We start from the raw sequence: 19,141 nt of genomic DNA, 5'->3' as shown, positions 1-19,141 counted from the left end.
CACCGTCCTGCTGCTGCCCCTCGCCCCCGGCGACACCGCCACGGAGCTGGCCCGCCGTACCGCCCGCCACCTGGGCACGGCCGTCCACGAACCGGTCACCGTCGGCGCGTCCGCCCCGGTCGAGCACCTCACCGCCCGCCCCGACACCGTGGCGGCGGCCTACGCGGAGGCCCGCCGCTGCCTGGACGCCCTCCGCCTGCTCGGCCGCGCCGGTGACGGCTCCGCCGTCGAGGACTTCGGCTTCCTGGGGCTGCTGCTGGCCGGAGAGCGGGACATCGCCGGTTTCGTGACCCGCACCATCGGCCAGGTCGTGGCGTACGACGAACGACGCGGCACCGAGCTGCTGCGCACCCTCGACGCCTACTTCGCCTGTGGCATGAGCCCCGCCCGCACCAAGGACGAACTGCACGTCCACGTCAACACGGTCGCCCAGCGGCTGGAACGCGTCGGCCGCCTCCTCGGCGACGACTGGCAGGGCCCGGCCCGGGCCCTGGAGATCCAGCTCGCCCTGCGCCTGCACCGCCTGTCCGGAGGCACACCGCCTCCCGCACGGCACTGACCCCCGTACGCGGGGCGCGTACGGGGGCCGGTGCCCTGCGGGATCAGACGGCGCGCGCGTCCCGGACCGCCTCGACCGGTTCGCCCGCGTCGTCCGACGGGTCCGCGTCCGCCAGGTCCCGGTGCCGGGTCTCCTTGGCGGCCACCACGGCGACGACCGTCAGCAGGCTCGCCGCGATGACGTAGAGCGAGATCGGCGTGGAGCTGCCGTAGTCCGAGAGCAGCGCCGTGGCGATGAGCGGCGCCGGCGCGCCCGCGGCGACGGAGGCGAACTGGGCGCCGATGGAGGCACCGGAGTAGCGCATCCGGGTCGCGAACATCTCGGAGAAGAAGGCGGCCTGCGGCGCGTACATCGCCCCGTGCAGCACCAGACCCACGGTCACCGCCAGCAGCAGGCTGCCGAAACCGCCGGTGTCGATCAGCGCGAAGAACGGGAACATCCACAGCCCCACCCCGACCGCGCCGATCAGGTACACCGGACGCCGCCCGAGCCGGTCCGACAGCGCGCCCCAGGCCGGGATGACGGCGAAGTGGATCGCCGAGGCGATGAGCACCGCGTTGAGCGCGGTCTGCTTCGAGACCCCGGCGGAAGTGGTCGCGTACACGAGGATGAAGGCGGTGATCACGTAGTAGCTGATGTTCTCCGCCATCCGCGCCCCCATCGCCACCAGCACGTCACGCCAGTGGTGCCGCAGGACCGCCACGACCGGCATCCGTTCGGCGCCCGCGTCCGCCTTGCGGGCCTCGGCCCGCTCCAGCGCCCGCTTGAACACCGGCGATTCGTCGACGGAGAGACGGATCCACAGACCGACGATCACCAGCACCCCGGAGAGCAGGAACGGGATCCGCCAGCCCCAGGCCTCGAAAGCGGAGTCCGACAGCACGGCGGTCAGCAGCGACAGCACACCGGTCGCCAGCAACTGCCCCGCCGGCGCACCGGTCTGCGGCCACGAGGCCCAGAACCCGCGCCGCCGCGCGTCCCCGTGCTCGGACACCAGCAGCACGGCACCGCCCCACTCACCGCCGAGTGCGAACCCCTGGACCAGCCGCAACACGGTGAGCAGCACGGGCGCGGCGCTGCCGATGGTCGCGTGCGTGGGCAGCAACCCGATCGCGAACGTCGCCCCGCCCATCATCAGCAGGCTCAGCACCAGCAGTTTCTTGCGCCCGAGCCGGTCCCCGTAGTGCCCGAAGACCAGCGCGCCGAGCGGCCGCGCGGCGAACCCGACGGCGTACGTCAGGAACGACAGCAGCGTGCCGACCAGCGGATCGGAGTCCGGGAAGAACAACTTGTTGAAGACGAGCGCGGCGGCGGAGCCGTAGAGGAAGAAGTCGTACCACTCGATGGTGGTGCCGATGAGGGACGCGGCGACGATGCGCTTGAGGTTGTTCGGGGCTGGTGGAGCGGTTGCGGGCGACGACATCGGCACCACTTCCTGGGGTGTGACGGGGACGTTTGCGTGTCGCCACACCGTAGGAATGTGCTGGTCAGGCGCACATGTGGCGGGGCTACATAGTTCGGGGGTTGGCTATGGGGTGGCCACCATGCCAGTTCATGGAAAGGCCTCTCAGGGGATCGGTGGTGGTCGAAACGAGTGCCGTCCGGGACGCGTGGTTCAGGGTGGTTCGACGGCGCGGTGCTGACTCCCGTGCTGGTTGACGTCGGTTTCGTGGACGTGGCGGATCCGGTCGGCCGTCATGTCCTCGGGGGCGGTCACTTCGCCGAGGATCCCGGCGTCGTCGACGAGAATGTCCAGGTGGCCCGCCCACGCGCGCAGCGTCTCGACCGCCGCGCCGGTCGGCGGCCTTGCGTCCGTTCCCGGCGTCCCGGGCTCCGATCCGGACCGTCCGGCCCGCCTGGACGAGTCGGCGGGCGATCTCGTGGCCGAGGCCCCTGTTGCCGCCGGTGATCAATGTGGTGGCCACGTCGTGTCTCTCCTGTGCGTGTCGTCGGAGCGGGTGCTCCCGGAAAGCGGTCACCGGGAGCACCCGAGGGATTGGTTCGCGGCGGTGCGCTCCGTCGACGCCGACGTCGGCGGGCGTCCTGCTCTAGTGGGCGGGACGGAACGGACGCAGCAGGCGGATGCCGTCCTCGATGGATCCGTCGATCAGTTCGAGCATCTGCGGGACGAGTTCCCGCATCCGGGGCGCGGCGAGGTGTGCGTCGAGGTGGGCGCGTGTCTCCCAGCGTTCGTAGATGACGAACTCGCCGGGCCGACCCTCGACTTCGTGGGACTCGTAGTCGATGTTGCCGGGGTCGTTGCGCGAGGGGGTGACGGCGGCGGTGATGAACGCCTTGAGGTCGTCCTCCCTGCCCGCCTTCGCCTTCGCGTCCCAGACGACGGTCACGTAGCCGGTGGGTGTTGAGGTCATGGTGATTCCTTTTCCGTTCCGTGTGGTGTTCCGTGCTGACGGGCTGTGTGGGTGGTACTGAGCCGGGTCAGCTCTTGATGAACTCGAGGAGGTCCGCGTTGACGGTGGCGGCGTTGACGGTGCACATGCCGTGCGACAGGCCCGGGTAGACCTTCAGGTCCGCGTGCCCGACCAACGTGACCGCCGACCGGGAGGAGTGGGCGATCGGGACGATCTGGTCGTCGTCGCCGTGCAGGAGGAGCGTGGGCACGTCGATCGCCCGGAGGTCGTCGGTGAAGTCCGTCTCCGAGAACGCTCTGATCCCCTCGTGGTGCGCCTGCGCGCTGCCGGCCATCCCCTGGCGCCACCAGTTCTCGATGACGCCCCGGGAGACGTCCGCGCCCGGACGGTTGAACCCGTAGAACGGCCCGGAGGCGATGTCGAGGTAGAACTGGGAACGGTCGGTGGCCACGCCCTCGCGGAAGCCGTCGAAGACCTCCACCGGCAGCCCTGCGGGGTTGGATGTCGTCCGGACCATGAGCGGCGGGACCGCCGCGATGAGGACGGCCTTGGCAACCCGGCCGGCACCGTGCCCGGCGACGTACCGGGCGACCTCTCCGCCACCGGCGCAGTGGCCGACGTGGACGACGTCGCGCAGGCCGAGGTGCGCCACCACGGCGGCGGCGTCCGCCGCGTAGCGGTCCATGTCGTGCCCGTGGCCGACCTGGGCGGAGCGCCCGTGCCCGCGGCGGTCGTGGGCGACGACGCGGTAGCCCCGCCGGACGAGGAACAGCAACTGGGCGTCCCATTCGTCCGAGCTCAGCGGCCAGCCGTGGTGGAACATGACCGGCCGGCCCGAGCCCCAGTCCTTGTAGAAGATCTCGACTCCGTCGCCGGTGGTGACGAACGGCATGGTCCGCTCCTCGTGGTCTCGCCCGGGTACCGGGCGGATTCGATGTCCCCACGAGAATGGCTCGGCCACCGTGCCGACAGCCTCCGTCAGCTGACTGACATCCGGCCGACGGCTCGCTCACGTCAGTACCGGGGCAGTGCTGGGACCCGACCGATGGCTCTCACAGCCGGGTGGCCGGAGGCTCGGGAGACAGCGCCTCCAGAGCGTCGCGGAGCCCGGCCCGCGACGTGATCCCCAGTTTCGGGAACACACGGTAGAGATGCGACGACACGGTCCGCGGCGAAAGGAACAGACGCGACGCGATCTGCGGGTTCGACAGCCCCGTCGCCGCCAGCCTGGCGACCTCCAGCTCCTGAGGGGTGAGGGCCTCACCGGCCTTGCCCCGGCCGGTCCGCGTCATCCCGGTGGCGCGGAGTTCCGCCGCGGCCCGGGCCTCCCACGAACGGGCTCCGAGCTCCTCGAAGCGGCCGCGGGCGGCGGCCAGCTGCACCCGGGCCTCGCGGTTGAGCCCCTGACGGCGCAGCCTCTCGCCGTACGCCAGATGAGCACGGCCGGCTTCGAAGGGCCACTGCTCGACGCCCGGCAGCCCGAGCGCCTCCTCGAAGCACCGGACCATGTCCTCGGCAGCCGATGTCATCGCCGTGACCGTGGCCGCGCTCAGCGCGAACCGCGACGAGAGGTGACCGACACCGGCGTCGCGCAGCGCGTCCGCGTGCCGTCGCGCCTCCGCGTGCCGCCCGGAGCGCATGGCGGCCTCGACGAGGTCCGGCGCGGACCACACGGCCTCGGGGTTGAACGGCGGCAGCACACCCGGGGCGCAGATCGCCGTGGCGTGCCGGAACGCCGTCTCGAAGTCGGCGGCGCCGAGGGCCGCCCGGGCCGCCGCCTGGTGGGCGCAGTTCTCCAGCCGCCGCAGGCCCCTGGGACCCGACCACCCCCAGATGTCCTCGCAGTGCTCCCGGCACGCGTCGAGGGCGCCGCGCTGGGCCGCGGCCATCGCAGCGACGTAGTGCCCCACCTGAGCGAACAGGTGGTACCCCGTCTCCTCGGACAGTGCGATGAGCTCGTCCGCGGCGCCGGCCGCCGCCGGCCACCGGCCGGCGTACAGGTCGTCCATGGCGACGAACATCAGGGCCGGCATGCTCGACCCCACCGCGCCGCCGTCGCGTATGACCCGGGACACGGCCTCGCGACAGCCCGGAAGCCGGTCGAGGTACGAGGCGGTCAGGGCGGTGCGGATGACCACGTCGGCGTCACCCTGGTCCCTCAGCCGCGCGATCTCCTCGTCCAGGCGGCGCAGCATGCCGTCGGTGACGGAGCCGAGGTCGTGGTGGACGCGCCCCAGCGATGCCGCGGCGGCGGGCGCCGCCTCGGGGAACCGGGCGAGCACGTCGACCAGAGGCTGCCAGTGCTCGGGCCGGCCCGAGTACTGGCTGGCGAGGGTGAGGGTGAACAGCGCGGTCTCCAGCTCCTCGTGCGGTGGTCCGGGCGTCACCGGGGCCTGCTCGACCGCCTCCGTCAGGAGTGCGTGGGCCGTATCGGCGTCGCCTTCCGTGACGAGCACCAGGAAGCCGGCCGTCGCGGCCGCCGAGAGCGACCGGGCCGCCGGATTGCCCTCGACCTCACGCATGATCTCGTGGCTGACCTCCAGATGGCCTGCGACCCAGGCGGCGGCATAGGCGGCCTGTGACAGGCGGCGCCTGCGGTCCGCTCGGTCGGGGCTCAGCTCGGCCGCGCGCCGCAGTCTCGCTATCGCGCCGTCGGCGTCACCGCGCCGCAGGCTGCTCCGGGCCGCCGACTCCACGACGGCGGCGACCGCCTCGTCGGGCGCCGTCGTGGCTCTCGCGAGGTGATCACCGCGCCGCTCGGGCTGGTCGGCCAGCGCGTCGGCCAGCCGGCGGTGGGCGCCGCGCCGCTGTTCACCGGTGGAACCGTCGACCACCGCGGACCTGACCAGCGGATGCCTGAAGCGCACCGCGCGGCCGTTCTCCGTGACCATGACCAGGTGGTCACGCTCCGCGGGAGCGAGTTCCTCGAGGCTGCCCGGCCCGCCGGCCGCCTCGAGGACGCCGATGTCGCCGGAGCCCTCAAGAGCCGCGAGCAGCAGTACCTCACGCGTTCCCCTCGGCAGTCGTCCGACGCGGGCGCCGTACAGAGCGCGGACATCCCGCCCCGGGCCGCTCGCCCACCCCGCCCCTTGGCCGTGTCGGTCGCCGGACACCCCGGTGGACCCGGCGAACTCGAGCAGCGCCAGGGGATTTCCCTGCGCCTCGTGGGCCACGGTCGAAAGAACCCGGCGGGGAAGGTGAGCAAAGCGTCGGGACAGCAGCCGCAGGGCGTCCGCGTCACCCAGCGGCGCGACCTCGAGCTCCGACAGACCGGTGGACCGGAAGGATTCGCCGGACTCCGCCCGCTGCGCTCCGAGCAGCCCGATGCGGCGGCCCCCCAGTCTTCTGGCGACGAAACCCACCGCGGCCCGGCTCGCCTGGTCGACGACATGAAGGTCATCGACCACGAGGAGCAACGGCCGCTCCTTCGCGGCCTCGTCGAACAGGGACAGTGCCGCGTTCAGGACGGCGATCCGGCTCGGCGCGGGACCGGCGCCGAGACCGAGGGCGACCTCGAGGGCCTCCCGCAGGGAACGCGGCAGACGACCGAGCTCGTCCGGCAGCGAGCCGACGAGCTGATGGAGCCCCGCGAAGCTGATGTCCGTCTCGTACTCGACACCGCTCCCGCGGACGACCCGCACTCCCTTCGCCACCGCCAGCTCGGCGGTCGCGTCCAGGAGTGCCGTCTTCCCCACGCCCGGATCACCGGTGAGCAGCAGGACAGCTCCGTCCGTCCCGGTCCTGTCCAGGAACGCCGCAAGCTCGGCGAGCTCGCCCTCCCGGCCGACCAGCCCGGTCGGGCCGACGCCCATGCCTGTCCCTGACTTCGCCCACATCCGCCGCGTCCCTCGTCCTGCCTCGCGAAGCAGTCGCACCACCAGCCACGCACCTGACCAGGAAGTATCGCACCCACCGGCAAACGGAGCCTGAAGCCGTCCGCTTCGCCGACACCCACAGCCCCCGGACGAAGATCATGCAGAACCCCGTCGGGCGCTGCGGCCCCACCGCAACGACGGCACCAAGGGCAGTCGGCCTTCCCGGGAAGCCCTTCGAGTTGGCTGGTGTGATGTGGGTGGCGTCGACGTCGGCGGCCTGAGCGGCGTTGAGGACCTTGGTGGTCTCGGCTCCGTCGATGAGTGCGCGACCCACTCGGCGGTGCCCACAGCGCGTACGGTCGCGTGGGTCACCGCGTCCGCGCCCCGCCGTGAGGACGTTGTCCAGGGCCGGCGGGTTCGCGGTGCCGAGCGGGTGCGTCCCCGTCGTCGGCGTGAACAACGTGTCGCCGTCGTCGAGCAGGTGCACCGGGCGCACGGCACGGGCGCCGTCGTACGCCGTGCCGGCCAGGTTCCCGCGGCGGCGAGGGCTCCCTCACAGAACTGGCACCGCGACGCCTTCCTCGCCCCTCCCGCGCTCCGGGCTCGCCCCGAGCGTCGTCAGCGTCACCCCGGCTGCCACCGCCAGCGCCGCCACCAGCCCCGCCGCGAGCACCGCCCAGTGACCCAGGAACGTACAGGCGACCACCAGCAGCGCCGTGACCGGCAGCACCGACTGCTGGGCGATCCCCACCTTGTAGAAGCGCGAGTGCAGCGCCCACACCGTGAGCAGGAACAGCGCTGTCGGCAGCGTCACCGCCGCCGACGCCGACAGCGCCGAAAGGTGCGTCCTGCCCACCGCCTGCTCCACCGCCACCTCCAGGCCGGCCCCGATCGCGGCACCCGAGACGAAGATCAGGTAATGGCCGTAGCCCCAGAGGAAGGACTGCCGGCCGGAGCGGAGGTGCCCGTGGACGGGGACCGCGAAGTACACCCACCAGGCGGTGAAGATGATCAGCAGTCCGCCGGCGGCGATGGGCAGCAACTCACCCAGGGCCTCGTGCTCGTCGATCCCCGACTTCACGGCGACGGTGGCCGCCGCGATGGTCTCGCCGAGCACGATGAGCGTGAGCAGCCCGTACCGTTCGGCGATGTGGTGGGGGTGCCACCGCGTGGGGTGGGCCCGCTCCGCATACAGCGGTACGGCCATCTCCAGCGGCGCCATCACCAGGAAGACCCACGGGCGGCCGGCCTCCGGCAGGGCCAGTAGCCCCAGCCAGCCGATCTGGCACAGCCCGATGGCGTACCGCAGCGCCATCGTCCGCTCGGGGCCCTGGCTCGACCGCGCCACGCGCAGCCACTGCGCCGTCATGGCGAGCCGCATGATCACGTAGCCCAGGACGACGACCGGGTACGCGTGTTCCTCGAACGCCTGGGAGACGCCTGCCGTCAGGACGAGCACGCCGGCTGTCTGGATCAGCGTGACGATCCGGTACAGCACGTCGTCGTTGTCGTAAGCCGAGGCGAACCACGTGAAGTTCATCCACGCCCACCAGATGGCGAAGAAGATCATCAGGTAGTCGAGGATCCCCTCGCCCGTGTGTCCCTCGACCATGGCGTGCACCAGCTGGGCGCCTGCCTGGGCTATGGCCACGATGAAGCACAGGTCGAAGAAGAGCTCCAGTGAGGAGACGCCGCGGTGGCTCTCGTCGCGGCCTCGCGCCGTGAGCCTGCGCAGTGGTCTGTGGTGTGCGGGCGCCGCGGAGCACACCGGCGGCGGAGCCGGGCTGCTTGTCATCTGGTGAGCCAAGCTCCGAAGTACCGCTGCAGTCGGGGACTGATCTGCCAGACCATCGCTGCTGCCGCCGCCGGGACGAGTACAGCGAGTCGCACCGGCAGGTACAGATCCTCCAGAACAGGGTTCGTGGCCAGGCCCAGCAGGACGATGGTGGGGTAGATACCGCACACGGTGAGGAGCCACAGCTTCCAACGCCGGACGGCGGCCGGAACGGCGGGGCCGAGCCGGGGTTCGGCGTTCGCGAACGCGTTCCGGCTCTGCTCCCGGAGCGTGTGCCGGATGTCCGTCACTGCCGGTGGGCTCGGCAGTCCGGGATCGTCGGCACCGTAGGCACGGGAGACAATTCTCTTGTTCATGGACCACTCCACATCGACATGCTGCGTATCGTTTTGATTCCATCGGTTCCTGCGCGACCGGGGCGATGTCGGCGCTGCGTGATGGGCTGTCCGCGCGCAACGGCGGCAGCGGTTGCCGGGTGGGCGGCACAGGGCCCAGATGGTCCACCGCCGGCCGCTGCTGGTACCCGTCCGCTGACATGCTTCGGCTGGTGCCGTTCCAGGTGAAGCCCACACCCGCGTTGTCGACCAGCACGTCGAGGCGATCGTGCCGTGCCGCCACTTCGGCCGCGAGTCGCTGGGTCTCGGCCGGAGCGGACCGGTCGGCGATGTATTGCTCGGCCCCGAAGCGCTGCGCGATCGGCACCGGTCGCTGCGGGGCACGACCGTGCGGAAGCAACTGGTGCACGGCTTCCGCAGGCTCCTCCGCCAGAGCGAGACCAAGACCGTTCGTCGCTCCGGTGATCAGAATCGACGCCTGGCGCGACCTTCCCGTGCAGGGGACGGCCCGGTGCCCAGGTGGGCGCCGGGCCGGGTCGTGATCTGATCAGTGAGCGGACTGGGTGTGGTCCTGCTCCACGTACACCTTGAGGGCCTGGAACTCCTCGATCGCGCGCGGGCCGCACAGGTAGCCGTAACCGCTTCCCTTGACGCCGCCCTCCTCGAAGTCCTCGCTGATGGCTCCCCAGGTGTTGATCCATACCGTGCCGGTGCGGATGCGCCGGGCGATCCGGCGGGCCTTCATCGAGTCCGAGCTGAACACCGAGGCGGCCAGACCGTAGATGGTGGCGTTCGCCTTGGCCACGGCGTCGTCCTCGTCGTCGAAGATCTCGAACGTCTGGACCGGACCGAAGACCTCTTCCTGCACGATCCGGACGTCGGTGCGGTCCACCTCGATCAGGCTCGGCCGGTAGAACGCGCCGGCGGCCAGCGGGCCGTCGGTGACCACACCACCGCGCAGCAGTACCGTGCCGTACGAGGTGGCTTCCTCGACGATCGCGTCCACCCGCTGGGCGGACGCCCGGTCGATCACCGGGCCGAGCTGGGCCTTCTCGTCGTCGCCCGACCCGAGCCGCACCTGCGCGAGCGCGGCGGTGAGCCGAGTGCGCACCTGGTCGGCGACGTCCCGGTGAACCAGTACGCGGGAGCCGGTGCAGCAGAACTGCCCGTTCATCAGCACCAGCGACTGCACCACGGTGGGGATCACCATGTCCAGATCGGCGTCGGGAAAGATCACCATGGGCGCCTTGCCGCCCAGTTCCAGACCGAGCCGCTTGAGTGTGGTGGAGGCCGCGGCCGCGATACGGCGCCCGACCGGCGTACTGCCGGTGTAGTTGATCACGTCGACCTTGTCCGAGGAGACCAGGAACGGGGCCCCGGTGTTGCCGGACTCGGTGAACACGCTGACCACGCCCGCCGGGATCTCCGGGACCGAGGCCAGGACCTGCGCGAAAAGCTCATTGGTCAGTGCCGTCTGAGCCGGAAGTTTGACCACGACGGTGCAGCCGGCGGCCAGCGCCGGGCCCAGTGCCCGCACGGTCAGCATGACGGGGGAGTTCCAGGGAGAAATGATCCCGGCGACACCGAGCGGCTCGGGCACCGAGTGGGTGTACTGGCCGGGTGCCGTCTCGGCGGCGCGCCCGGCGGTCTGGGTGCGCACAGAGGCCGCCGCGTACCGCAGCCACCCGACTGCACCGCTGACCTCCCACGTGGTCTCACCCAGCAGCTTGCCGTTCTCCCGGGACAACATGGCCGCGACCTCGGGTACCCGGGCCTCGAGGGCATCGGCCAGCCGGCTGAGTGCGGTCGCCCGGAGCGAGGGGGTGCGCGACCATTCGGTGGTCTCGAACGCGGCGGCGGCTGCGTCCACGGCGGCCGAGGCCTCTGCCTCGCCACCGTCGTAGTACGAGCCGACGACGGTGCCGTCGGCCGGGTTGATCGATTCCAGAACCGACCCGGAGCCGGTCCACTGTCCGTTGATCCAGTGCCGCGCGATGGTGTTCATGGTCCGCTCCTCGTGGTACCGCCCGGGTACCGGGCGGATTCGATGTCTCCACGAGAATGGCTCGGCCACCGTGCCGACAGCCTCCGTCAGCTGACTGACATCCGGCCGACGGCTCGCTCACGTCGGTACCGGGGCAGTGCTGAGACCCGACCGGTGGCTTTCAGCGGACGTCAAGTCCGCTTCTGGTAGCGGTCTCGTCCGGGTTGGGTGAGGAAGCCTTCGCGAAGACGACACAAGCCGGCGAGGAACGCCATGACCGCCTACCCGGCCGCCGCCACGGCGATGCCCGGCCCGGCCCAGAACCGTTACGCGGACCCCTCCGCCCGGGGCCGGCTCCGCGCAGGACTCGGCGTCCGGCTGCCGACCGACTACCAGACCCTCGTGGACGCATGTGCTCCCATCCAGCTCGACGGCCACCTGTACCTGCGCCACCCCGCGACCGAACGCTGCAATCCGGGCCAGGACGTACGGGACACGATCCGTGCTCGGTCCGAGGTCTCCTGGGACGACCTCGACCCGGACGAGGACCCTCGCCTGCTGTTCGGCCTCGCGGAGTCGAGCTTCGGCACCCGCAACGGGCTGTGGCCGATCGCGGGCACCGGCCGAGGCGAGACGCTGTTCCTCGTGGCTGCGGACGATGCGGCCCCTGGGCTCCTGGTTGAAGACGGCGAAGGCAGCTGGGCCCGGTTCGAAATGAGCTTCGCAGAATGGCTCCACCGCTACCTCTTCGGCGAAGACACGACTGGCCCCGATACCTCCGCCCTCCACCCCGGCCCGGTACAGCTGTGCCGACTTCCGACGACCGCTGACGAACGGCCGGAGCCGTGGAGCGGGCCGGACCGCGGTATGTGACCCTGCACGCCACGGCAGCCGCAGTCTGTCCTCCCGACTTCCCGGAGAACCGAACGAGACGGTCTCCTGTCCCTGTCCGCTCGTGCTGTGGTGGCACCGGGCAACCATGTGCGGAGGCCGTCGGGGCAGCGGAGCGCGCTGCGACGCAGGTCGGCCGGCACCGAGTCACCACGCCATGAACCCCGTGCTGGTTCCGTGCTGACTTCGAAGGCCGGAATCACGGGAAACCGCAGGCCCTAGCCCTGGTCGAATGAGTTGTCGTACCACTCGATGGTGGTGTCGACGAGGGACGCGGCGACGATGCGGCGTGGGCGAGCGAGGCCGGGGCGACGTCCTGCCGGGCGAGCCGGCGGGGGCGCGTTCTTCAGGGCTGACGTGTGCTCGGCGTCTCTTCGCAGGTGATTTCGTTGCGTGGGGTGTAGTGGGTGCGGAACGGTTCCCGCTTCACTTCCCGGCCGCCGTCGTGGAAGACCCGCTCCACGGTGACGTCGAAGCCCTCGAGCGGGGTCTGCGGCACGCACTGCTCGTCGGTGCTCACCTTGGTCTCCGGCTGCCGCACGTCGGTGCGCGGCCCCTTGACCGACGTGATCCGGTCGTACTTCTTGGTGCCGAGGAAGCTGACGGTCAGCGAGGTGTCGGTGGACTCGGCCTGGATGTAGATGGCCTTGCCGGAGTCGTTGGTGAACCTCAGGTCCAGGCTGCCCCAGGCGACCGTCGCCTCGCGGCCCTCGGGGTAGCGCTCGATGTAGAAGGAGTGGGCGCCGTGCTCGACGGGCTTGACGCCCGCGAAGAACATCGCGTTGAAGACGGTCGTGGCCACGGCGGAGACGCCCCCGCCCGGTGCCTTCCTGTACTGGTCGTCGTAGATCATGACGCCGTCGACGAAACCGTTGGCCTCGGTGCGTTCGCCGACGGTCCGGTTGAAGCTCCAGGTCTCGTTCGGCATGACGACGGAGCCGTTGATGAGTTCCACGGCCCGGCCGACGTTCGTCGTGCGGTAGGCGGCCGGTTCGAACTCGACGGTGAAGGAGGACATCTTCTCGGTGAGCCCCAGCCGGGCCGCGTTCTCGCGGGTGACCTCCGGCTGGATCCGCCGGGTGGCCACCTCGCCGGTGCGGGCGGTGCCCGACTCGGTGAGCAGGGGCAGGACGGCCTTGCCCAGGGCCTTGTCGGTGACCTCCACGGCGGGGGTGGCGTCGGCGGTCACCACGGCCTTGTCGCCCTGGAGCCCCAGCCGTGCGTTCCGGGGCGTGGTGGGGAGGCCGTTCAGGGCGCCGGTCACCGCGGGGGCGGCGCGCAGGCCCTTGCTGTCGAGGTCCGGGATGAGCCTGCCGGTGTCGTCCGGCCGCATGGTCAGGTACTCGCCGAGCACGGCCGGGGGGAGCGTGAACCGCTTGCCGCCCGCGGTGAGCGTGACCGGTGCCGACATCGCCGGCCGCGCGAACTCGCGCACTGCCCGTCGCACCTCTTCCGCCGTGACCTCCGGCTCGGTCCCGCGTACGGGCAGCACCGTGATCGAGTCCGCCGTGCCGCGCAGGAAGGGGGCGCGCAGTGAGCCGATCGCGGCGTCCACGTCCAGCGCGTGTCCGGTGCGCGGCGCGGTCTGCTCGACACGGCCGTCGGCGAAGGAGACGGCGCCGTCGCGGACCTTCTGGTCGAGCGTCTTCGCCAGCTTCCCGAGGGCGGTGCGGGCCTTGTCCTCGTCGACCCGCACGACCGGCTCGATGTCACCGCCCGAGCGGAACAGTCCGCCGATCACACCGACCGGATCGGAGCCGGTGGACGTCGCCCGGTCCAGGGTCTTCCGGATGTCGAAGGCGAGCCCCGCCTGCCGGGCATCGACCGTGCCCTTGCGGTCACCGACCTGTACGGCCAGCTTCCGCGGGCCGGCCTCCACCAGGTGCCGCTCCAGCTTCCGGGTGGCTTCCTCACGGGTCAGGCCCCCGATGTCCACACCGCGCACCGTCGTCCCCGCCTCGATCTCACCGCCGGTGAGCAGCAGCCCGGCGAGGTACAGGCCGCCGATACCGACGGTCAGCGCACCGCCCGCCAGGGCGACGGGCGGAAGAGAGGTTATCCGGGGGCGCATGGGTCTCCTGAACGATCGATGTGTCGTGCACCCGATATCGCGGCACTGCGTGCGAGAGCAGTGGATCAGGCTACGCACAACCGGGTGCCAAAGGGTATATCCAAGGTCACACCGGGCGTTTTGGATCATCCACCTGAATGGCGAGTTCCGCGGCGTACGGCACGCTCGGTGCCCGGTTCTTCCCACGGGCGGGCGGCCACTCCGGGGGCCTGCCCTGCCGCCCTCCGGGCCGCCGTCTCGACCGCGGCCGGGTGAGCGGGGCTCTGCCCCGTCCGTTGCGGCCCCGCGCACCCCGTACCGCTTCCGCTGCCGGATCCCGTCCGCCCTCCGAAGCCGAAACGGCCGCACCGGCTGCCGGAAACCCACTGGCGGATACGTCCGCTGTGCGCGTTGAGCACATCGGTGTCCGGTTCTGGCCGGTCCGCGTTAAATGCCTGGACCGGGAGCCTCTCCCGACGGGAGACTTCCGACTTCCGAACCTCCGGGAGTGTGATGGGGACAACAGATACGCGAGGGCCGACGCCGGGCAGGAGCGCGGTGGTTCTGGCGCTGCGCCGCTACGGCCGGGAACTGCTGCGACTACGACTGCTGGCCCTGCCCGCGCTGCTGCTGCCGGCCGTGGGCAACATCGGCATCCGCTACGTCGCCCCCCTGCTGATCGCGAAACTGGCGGGGCAGGCCGCCGACGAGGGTGGTCTCACCCTCGCCTCGGCACTGCCGTACGTGCTGGGCTTCGGCGCGGTGCTGCTGCTCGCCGAGACCATGTGGCGGATCGGACTGCACTGCCTGAACCGGGTGGACGCCCTCGGCATGGAGCACCTGTACGTGAGCGGCATGGACGAACTCCTCGCCAAGGACGCGGCGTTCTTCCACGACAACTTCGCCGGCTCCCTGACCAAAAGGGTGCTGAGCTTCGGCAAGCGCTTCGAGGACTTCGTCGACACGGTGACGTACCGGATCGTGGGCAGTCTCGTCCCCCTGGTGTTCGGTGCCGTGGTGCTGTGGAGCTACGAACCGATGCTCGTCGCGGGCCTCCTGGTGATGATCGCGCTGACCGTGGTGGCCGCGACGCCTCTGATCCGGCGCCGGCAGAGGCTGGTCAACGAGCGTGAGGCGGCGATCGCCCGGGTCTCCGGCCATGTCGCCGACAGCCTCATGAACATGGAGACCATCCGGGCGTTCGCGGCCGAGCGGCGGGAGGCCCAGGAACACCGCGGTCGTGTCGCGGAGTCCCGGCGCCTGACGCTGAGGTCGTGGGACTACGGCAATCTGCGCGTCGACGTCCTGATCGCCCCCATGTCCGTGCTGACCAACGTGCTGGGCCTGTTGGTCGCCGTCGCCTTCGGCGGCCCGGGACAGGGAGTGGAGGAGATCGTCGTCGCTTTCACCTACTACTCCAACGCGACCCAGATCATGTTCGAGTTCAACCAGATCTACCGGCGTCTGGAAAGCTCGATGACCGAGGCCGCACAGTTCACGGAACTGCTGCTGGACCCGCCCACCGTGCTCGACCCGAAGGAACCCGAACCGCTCGCACCGCGGGACACCGGTATCCGCTTCGAGGCGGTGACGTTCGCCCACACCGGTGCGAAACCGATCTTCCAGGGCCTCGACCTGGACGTGCCCGCGGGCGCGCGGATCGGCCTGGTCGGCAGGTCCGGCGGCGGCAAGACCACACTCACCCGGCTCCTGCTGCGGATGTCGGACATCGACGGCGGACGCGTCCTGATCGGCGGTCAGGACATCAGCCGGCTGCGCCAGGCCGACCTGCGCTCACTGATCGCCTACGTCCCGCAGGAACCCGCGATGTTCCACCGCAGCCTGCGGGACAACATCGCCTTCGCCCGGCCCGGCGCCACCGACGAGGAGATCCACGCGGCGGCCGCGGCCGCACACGTCACGGAGTTCGCCGAGCAACTCCCCGACGGATTCGCCACCCTGGTGGGGGAGAGAGGGGTGAAACTCTCGGGCGGCCAGCGCCAGCGCGTCGCCCTCGCCAGGGCCGTCCTCCGCGATGCTCCGATCCTGTTGCTCGACGAGGCGACCAGCGCGCTGGACTCGGAGAGCGAGCTCCTCGTCCAGGACGCCCTGTGGCGGCTGATGGACGGACGTACGGCCCTCGTGGTCGCCCACCGCCTGAGCACCGTCGCCGGCATGGACCGCCTCGTCGTCCTCGACCGCGGAAGCGTCGTCGAACAGGGCACCCACGGGGAGTTGCTCGCGACGGACGGCGCCTACGCCAAGCTGTGGCGGCACCAGTCGGGCGGCTTCCTCGGCGAGAGCACCGAGAGCACCGAGAGCACCGAGTCCGCCGAGTCCGCCGAGGCCGCCGAGAGCGTCGAGTCCGGCCCCGGACACCCGGTGCCCGACGGGGACCACAGGACGCCGTCGCACGTCCGTACGGGCACCGGGTCCACATGACGAGCGGGTTTCCGGCCATTTCCGACCGCCGGAGAAACGACCGCCGTTCCCGGACCGGCCGACGCGGTCCGGGAGCGGCCGGCGGCGGGACCTCCGTGGTCGATCACGCCGGTGAGATCCGAGCCGCACTCCATGACAAGGAGGACTGCGCTCCTCGCCGAGGACTGGGCTGTCCGTGCTTGGCACAGTGAAGCGGCGACACCCGAGCGGGCTCGTGCCTGCCCGGCGCCGGACGGGGTGTCCTGTGCGCCCGCACGCGCTCCGGGGCCGTTCCGGGCGGCTGCTTCCTCCCGGGACGCGGTGCGGCGTCCCGGGACCGTGCGCTGCGTCCGGTCGACGGCGAGCGGGTGTCCGTGGCCGCACCCTGTGCCGAGACGTTCGTCGAGGCGAAGAGCGCCGAGGGCCTGCTGGACGGGGTCCGGTCCGCGCTCGACGGCCGGTTCCGCGTCGCCGCCACGCTCGTCGACCCCGTCGAAGGCCCGGCCGAAGCCCTTCGGGTCCGTCGGGACGCCTGACACGTCCGTCATGGCGGACGACGTCCGCCGTCCCGCGCCGGCACGCGTCCCCGAGGCCCTCCGGGCGGACGGCCGCGCCGATGCCCGCCGGGGCCTGCCCCACTGTTGACAGGATGTCACACCACTCCCATCATGGGAGCGCTCCCACCGGCGTGATCCGCCGCGCGCCGCCCGTGCACGACCGCACCGCATCCACGCACCGTCTCCTGTGCCACCGGCGCGGAACGTCCTGCTGCCGCACCGGCACTCCGCCCGTCCGGCCGCACGGTCCGGCACACGCCGCCCCGTCCGTGCCGCCGGACCCCGAGGGAGGATCCCCCATGTCCTTACCGCACAGACCCGGCCGGCCGGCCGGTACCGGCACCCGTCACCTCGTACGCACCGCCGCCGCCCTGACCGCCGCGCTCGCCCTGCTGTCCCCGCTGAACGCCACCGGTGTCGCGTCGGCCGCCGCGCCCGAGGCCCCCGCCGCGGACGTCGACGTCCGGGTCAACACGCAGGCGTCGCTGGGCCGCATCTCCGACACCGCGCGCGGGGTCAACGCGGCCGTCTGGGACTCGCACATGAACGACCCGGAGGTCGCCGACCTGATGAAGGCGGCCGACGTCGGGGCGATGCGCTACCCCGGCGGCTCGTACGCGGACATCTACCACTGGGAGACGCACACGGCACCCGGCGGATACGTCGCCCCCGGCACCGGCTTCGACGCCTTCATGGGCACCGTCCGCGCCGCCGGCGCCCAGCCGATCCTGATCGCCAACTACGGCTCGGGCACGCCCGAGGAGGCGGCCGGCTGGGTCCGGTACGCCAACGTCACCAAGGACTACGGGGCGAAGTACTGGGAGATCGGCAACGAGATCTACGGCAACGGTCATTACGGCAGCGGCTGGGAACACGACGAGCACGAGGACAAGAGCCCCCGGGAGTACGCCCGTCAGGTCCGCGCCTACGCCGAGGCCATGAAGGCCGTCGACCCGACCGTCAAGATCGGCGCGGTCCTCACCACCCCGGGCGAGTGGCCGGACGGCATCGTGGGCGAGGGCGATCCCGGCGACTGGAACCACACCGTGCTCTCCGAAGTCACCGACGTCATCGACTTCGTGAGCGTCCACTGGTACGCGGGCGGCGCCGACACCACCGCCGAGGACGCCATGGCGAGGCTGACCAGGCTGCCCGGCGAACTGCGGGAGGTCCGCAGCCAGCTCGACCGGTACGCGGGCGCCGACTCACCGCGCATCGGCATCGCCCTCACCGAGATCAACACCAACACCGGCGGCGCCATGCTCACCGCCCGCCCCAACGGCCTGTTCGCCGCGGACGCGTATCTGACGGCCCTGGAGAACGGTGTCTTCACCGTCGACTGGTGGAACACCCACAACGGCGCGGGCCGGATCACCACCGTCGACGGCGAGACGGACTACGGCGACATGGGGATGCTCTCCAGCGGCACCTGCACCGGTGACGTCTGCGAGCCGGCGCCCAACACGCCGTTCCACCCCTACTACGGCATGAAGATGACCGGCGAACTGGGCACCGCGGGCGACACCCTGGTCGCCGCCGCGTCCTCCGCGCAGGACGTCTCCGCCCACGCCGTGCACCGCCGCGACGGACGGCTGAGCGTCCTGCTCATCAACAAGGACCCGGACGCCGCACGGACCGTGGACCTCGGCTACGAGGGCTTCACCCCGTCCGCCGCCGCACCCGAGGTCAGCCGTTACGCGCGCGGCGACGGCGACATCACCGACGTCACCGACGGTACGGCGTCCGCCTCCCGGGTCACCGTGCCGCCGTACGGGATGCTCACGGTCACCCTCACCCCGCAGCCCGGCACCGGGCCGGGGGCGTCCGGCGCCGGGGCCCCGGGGACGCCGCGGCTGGAGGCGGTGACCGACACCACCGCGAGCCTCTCCTGGGAGGGCGCGGCGGGTGCCACCCGCTACCTGGTCCAGGAGCGCGACGGCGCGCACACCCACGTGGTGGGCGAGACCACCGGTACGTCCGTGACCCTGCGGAACCTGCCCCCGGGCAGCACCCACACGGTCAACGTGCTGGCGGCCGACGCCTCGGGCCGGCTCTCCGCCCCGTCCACTCCGCTGACCTTCACCACCGGCACCCCGCCGGACGCCCCCTGCGCGGTGACCTACCACCGCGACACGAGCTGGGGCAACGGCTTCGTGGCCACGGTCACCGTCCGGAACCTCTCGGACACCCCGATCACCGGCTGGACCGTGGACTGGGACTGGCCGACCGACCGCCAGTCGGTGTCCTCCGGCTGGAACGCCACGTTCCACCAGACGGGCACGCATGTACGGGTGACCGCTCCCGAGGGTGCCGGGGCGCTGGCCCCGGACGGCGGGTCGACGGCCTCGTTCGGCTTCGTCGG

General features: G+C 71.5%; 13 protein-coding genes and 1 pseudogene. 5 read left to right on the top strand and 9 right to left on the bottom strand.

The window, feature by feature from the left end:
• Window positions 1–559, top strand: a 559-nt coding sequence (locus tag B7767_RS27765) for a CdaR family transcriptional regulator (RefSeq protein WP_179167313.1), incomplete at its 5' end; no start/stop codon positions are given.
• Between the two features lie 43 nt (window positions 560–602).
• Here the strand turns inward: B7767_RS27765 and B7767_RS27760 are convergent.
• From B7767_RS27760 to B7767_RS27715, 8 genes and pseudogenes are all read right to left on the bottom strand, one after another.
• Entirely contained in the window at window positions 603–1,982 is a 1,380-nt protein-coding gene (locus tag B7767_RS27760; protein WP_179167312.1) for an MFS transporter, read from the bottom strand.
• 625 nt (window positions 1,983–2,607) lie between these two features.
• Window positions 2,608–2,931 (bottom strand): putative quinol monooxygenase, encoded by a 324-nt coding sequence (locus B7767_RS27750; protein WP_085574568.1) that lies wholly within the window; start codon window positions 2,929–2,931, stop codon window positions 2,608–2,610.
• Between the two features lie 67 nt (window positions 2,932–2,998).
• Window positions 2,999–3,823, bottom strand: a complete 825-nt coding sequence (locus B7767_RS27745) for an alpha/beta fold hydrolase (RefSeq protein WP_085574567.1) — start codon at window positions 3,821–3,823, stop codon at window positions 2,999–3,001.
• 160 nt (window positions 3,824–3,983) lie between these two features.
• Window positions 3,984–6,743: an AAA family ATPase gene (locus B7767_RS27740; RefSeq protein WP_256923591.1), complete on the bottom strand. Its 2,760-nt coding sequence runs from the start codon at window positions 6,741–6,743 to the stop codon at window positions 3,984–3,986.
• Between the two features lie 556 nt (window positions 6,744–7,299).
• The gene (locus tag B7767_RS27730; protein ID WP_085574572.1) at window positions 7,300–8,541 is read right to left on the bottom strand and encodes a low temperature requirement protein A; all 1,242 of its coding nucleotides are present in this window, start codon (window positions 8,539–8,541) and stop codon (window positions 7,300–7,302) included.
• The gene (locus tag B7767_RS27725) at window positions 8,538–8,897 is read right to left on the bottom strand and encodes a hypothetical protein (RefSeq protein ID WP_085574573.1); all 360 of its coding nucleotides are present in this window, start codon (window positions 8,895–8,897) and stop codon (window positions 8,538–8,540) included. Before B7767_RS27725 ends, B7767_RS27730 begins: the two co-directional genes overlap by 4 nt.
• Before the next feature lie 103 nt (window positions 8,898–9,000).
• Window positions 9,001–9,342, bottom strand: a pseudogene (locus tag B7767_RS49410) (SDR family NAD(P)-dependent oxidoreductase); the annotation flags it as partial.
• An 81-nt stretch (window positions 9,343–9,423) separates the two neighbouring features.
• A complete protein-coding gene (locus B7767_RS27715) occupies window positions 9,424–10,881 on the bottom strand; it encodes an aldehyde dehydrogenase family protein (RefSeq protein ID WP_179167311.1) in 1,458 nt (485 codons plus the stop codon).
• Between the two features lie 252 nt (window positions 10,882–11,133).
• Here B7767_RS27715 and B7767_RS27710 point away from each other — a divergent pair, with 252 nt between their 5' ends.
• Complete coding sequence (locus tag B7767_RS27710; RefSeq protein ID WP_085574564.1) at window positions 11,134–11,733, top strand: hypothetical protein; 600 nt, start codon at window positions 11,134–11,136, stop codon at window positions 11,731–11,733.
• A gap of 364 nt (window positions 11,734–12,097) precedes the next feature.
• Here B7767_RS27710 and B7767_RS27705 read toward each other — a convergent pair whose 3' ends face one another.
• Complete coding sequence (locus tag B7767_RS27705) at window positions 12,098–13,822, bottom strand: VanW family protein (protein WP_085574563.1); 1,725 nt, start codon at window positions 13,820–13,822, stop codon at window positions 12,098–12,100.
• A 492-nt stretch (window positions 13,823–14,314) separates the two neighbouring features.
• Here B7767_RS27705 and B7767_RS27700 point away from each other — a divergent pair, with 492 nt between their 5' ends.
• The 3 genes from B7767_RS27700 to B7767_RS27695 all read left to right on the top strand — a co-directional run.
• Window positions 14,315–16,243 (top strand): ABC transporter ATP-binding protein, encoded by a 1,929-nt coding sequence (locus B7767_RS27700; protein WP_085574562.1) that lies wholly within the window; start codon window positions 14,315–14,317, stop codon window positions 16,241–16,243.
• A gap of 353 nt (window positions 16,244–16,596) precedes the next feature.
• Window positions 16,597–16,758, top strand: a complete 162-nt coding sequence (locus B7767_RS46600; RefSeq protein WP_218775824.1) for a hypothetical protein — start codon at window positions 16,597–16,599, stop codon at window positions 16,756–16,758.
• 320 nt (window positions 16,759–17,078) lie between these two features.
• Window positions 17,079–19,141 (top strand): cellulose binding domain-containing protein (locus tag B7767_RS27695; RefSeq protein ID WP_085574571.1); only part of this gene is annotated, 2,063 nt, incomplete at its 3' end.

It is taken from the genome of Streptomyces sp. 13-12-16 (assembly GCF_002114215.1).
In the GTDB taxonomy this organism is placed as follows: domain Bacteria; phylum Actinomycetota; class Actinomycetes; order Streptomycetales; family Streptomycetaceae; genus Streptomyces.
Note: the sequence above shows the minus strand (reverse complement) of the source record. Positions and strands in the feature narration are given on the sequence as shown.

Excerpts from the sequence above, each read along its gene's own strand:
- B7767_RS27715 (WP_179167311.1), bottom strand. The coding sequence starts at position 10,881 with ATGAACACCATCGCGCGGCACTGGATCAACGGACAGTGGACCGGCTCC.
- B7767_RS27760 (WP_179167312.1), bottom strand. The coding sequence starts at position 1,982 with ATGTCGTCGCCCGCAACCGCTCCACCAGCCCCGAACAACCTCAAGCGC.
- B7767_RS27705 (WP_085574563.1), bottom strand. The coding sequence starts at position 13,822 with ATGCGCCCCCGGATAACCTCTCTTCCGCCCGTCGCCCTGGCGGGCGGT.
- B7767_RS27700 (WP_085574562.1), top strand. The coding sequence starts at position 14,315 with ATGGGGACAACAGATACGCGAGGGCCGACGCCGGGCAGGAGCGCGGTG.
- B7767_RS27745 (WP_085574567.1), bottom strand. The coding sequence starts at position 3,823 with ATGCCGTTCGTCACCACCGGCGACGGAGTCGAGATCTTCTACAAGGAC.
- B7767_RS27710 (WP_085574564.1), top strand. The coding sequence starts at position 11,134 with ATGACCGCCTACCCGGCCGCCGCCACGGCGATGCCCGGCCCGGCCCAG.
- B7767_RS27750 (WP_085574568.1), bottom strand. The coding sequence starts at position 2,931 with ATGACCTCAACACCCACCGGCTACGTGACCGTCGTCTGGGACGCGAAG.
- B7767_RS27730 (WP_085574572.1), bottom strand. The coding sequence starts at position 8,541 with ATGACAAGCAGCCCGGCTCCGCCGCCGGTGTGCTCCGCGGCGCCCGCA.
- B7767_RS27740 (WP_256923591.1), bottom strand. The coding sequence starts at position 6,743 with ATGGGCGTCGGCCCGACCGGGCTGGTCGGCCGGGAGGGCGAGCTCGCC.
- B7767_RS27725 (WP_085574573.1), bottom strand. The coding sequence starts at position 8,897 with ATGAACAAGAGAATTGTCTCCCGTGCCTACGGTGCCGACGATCCCGGA.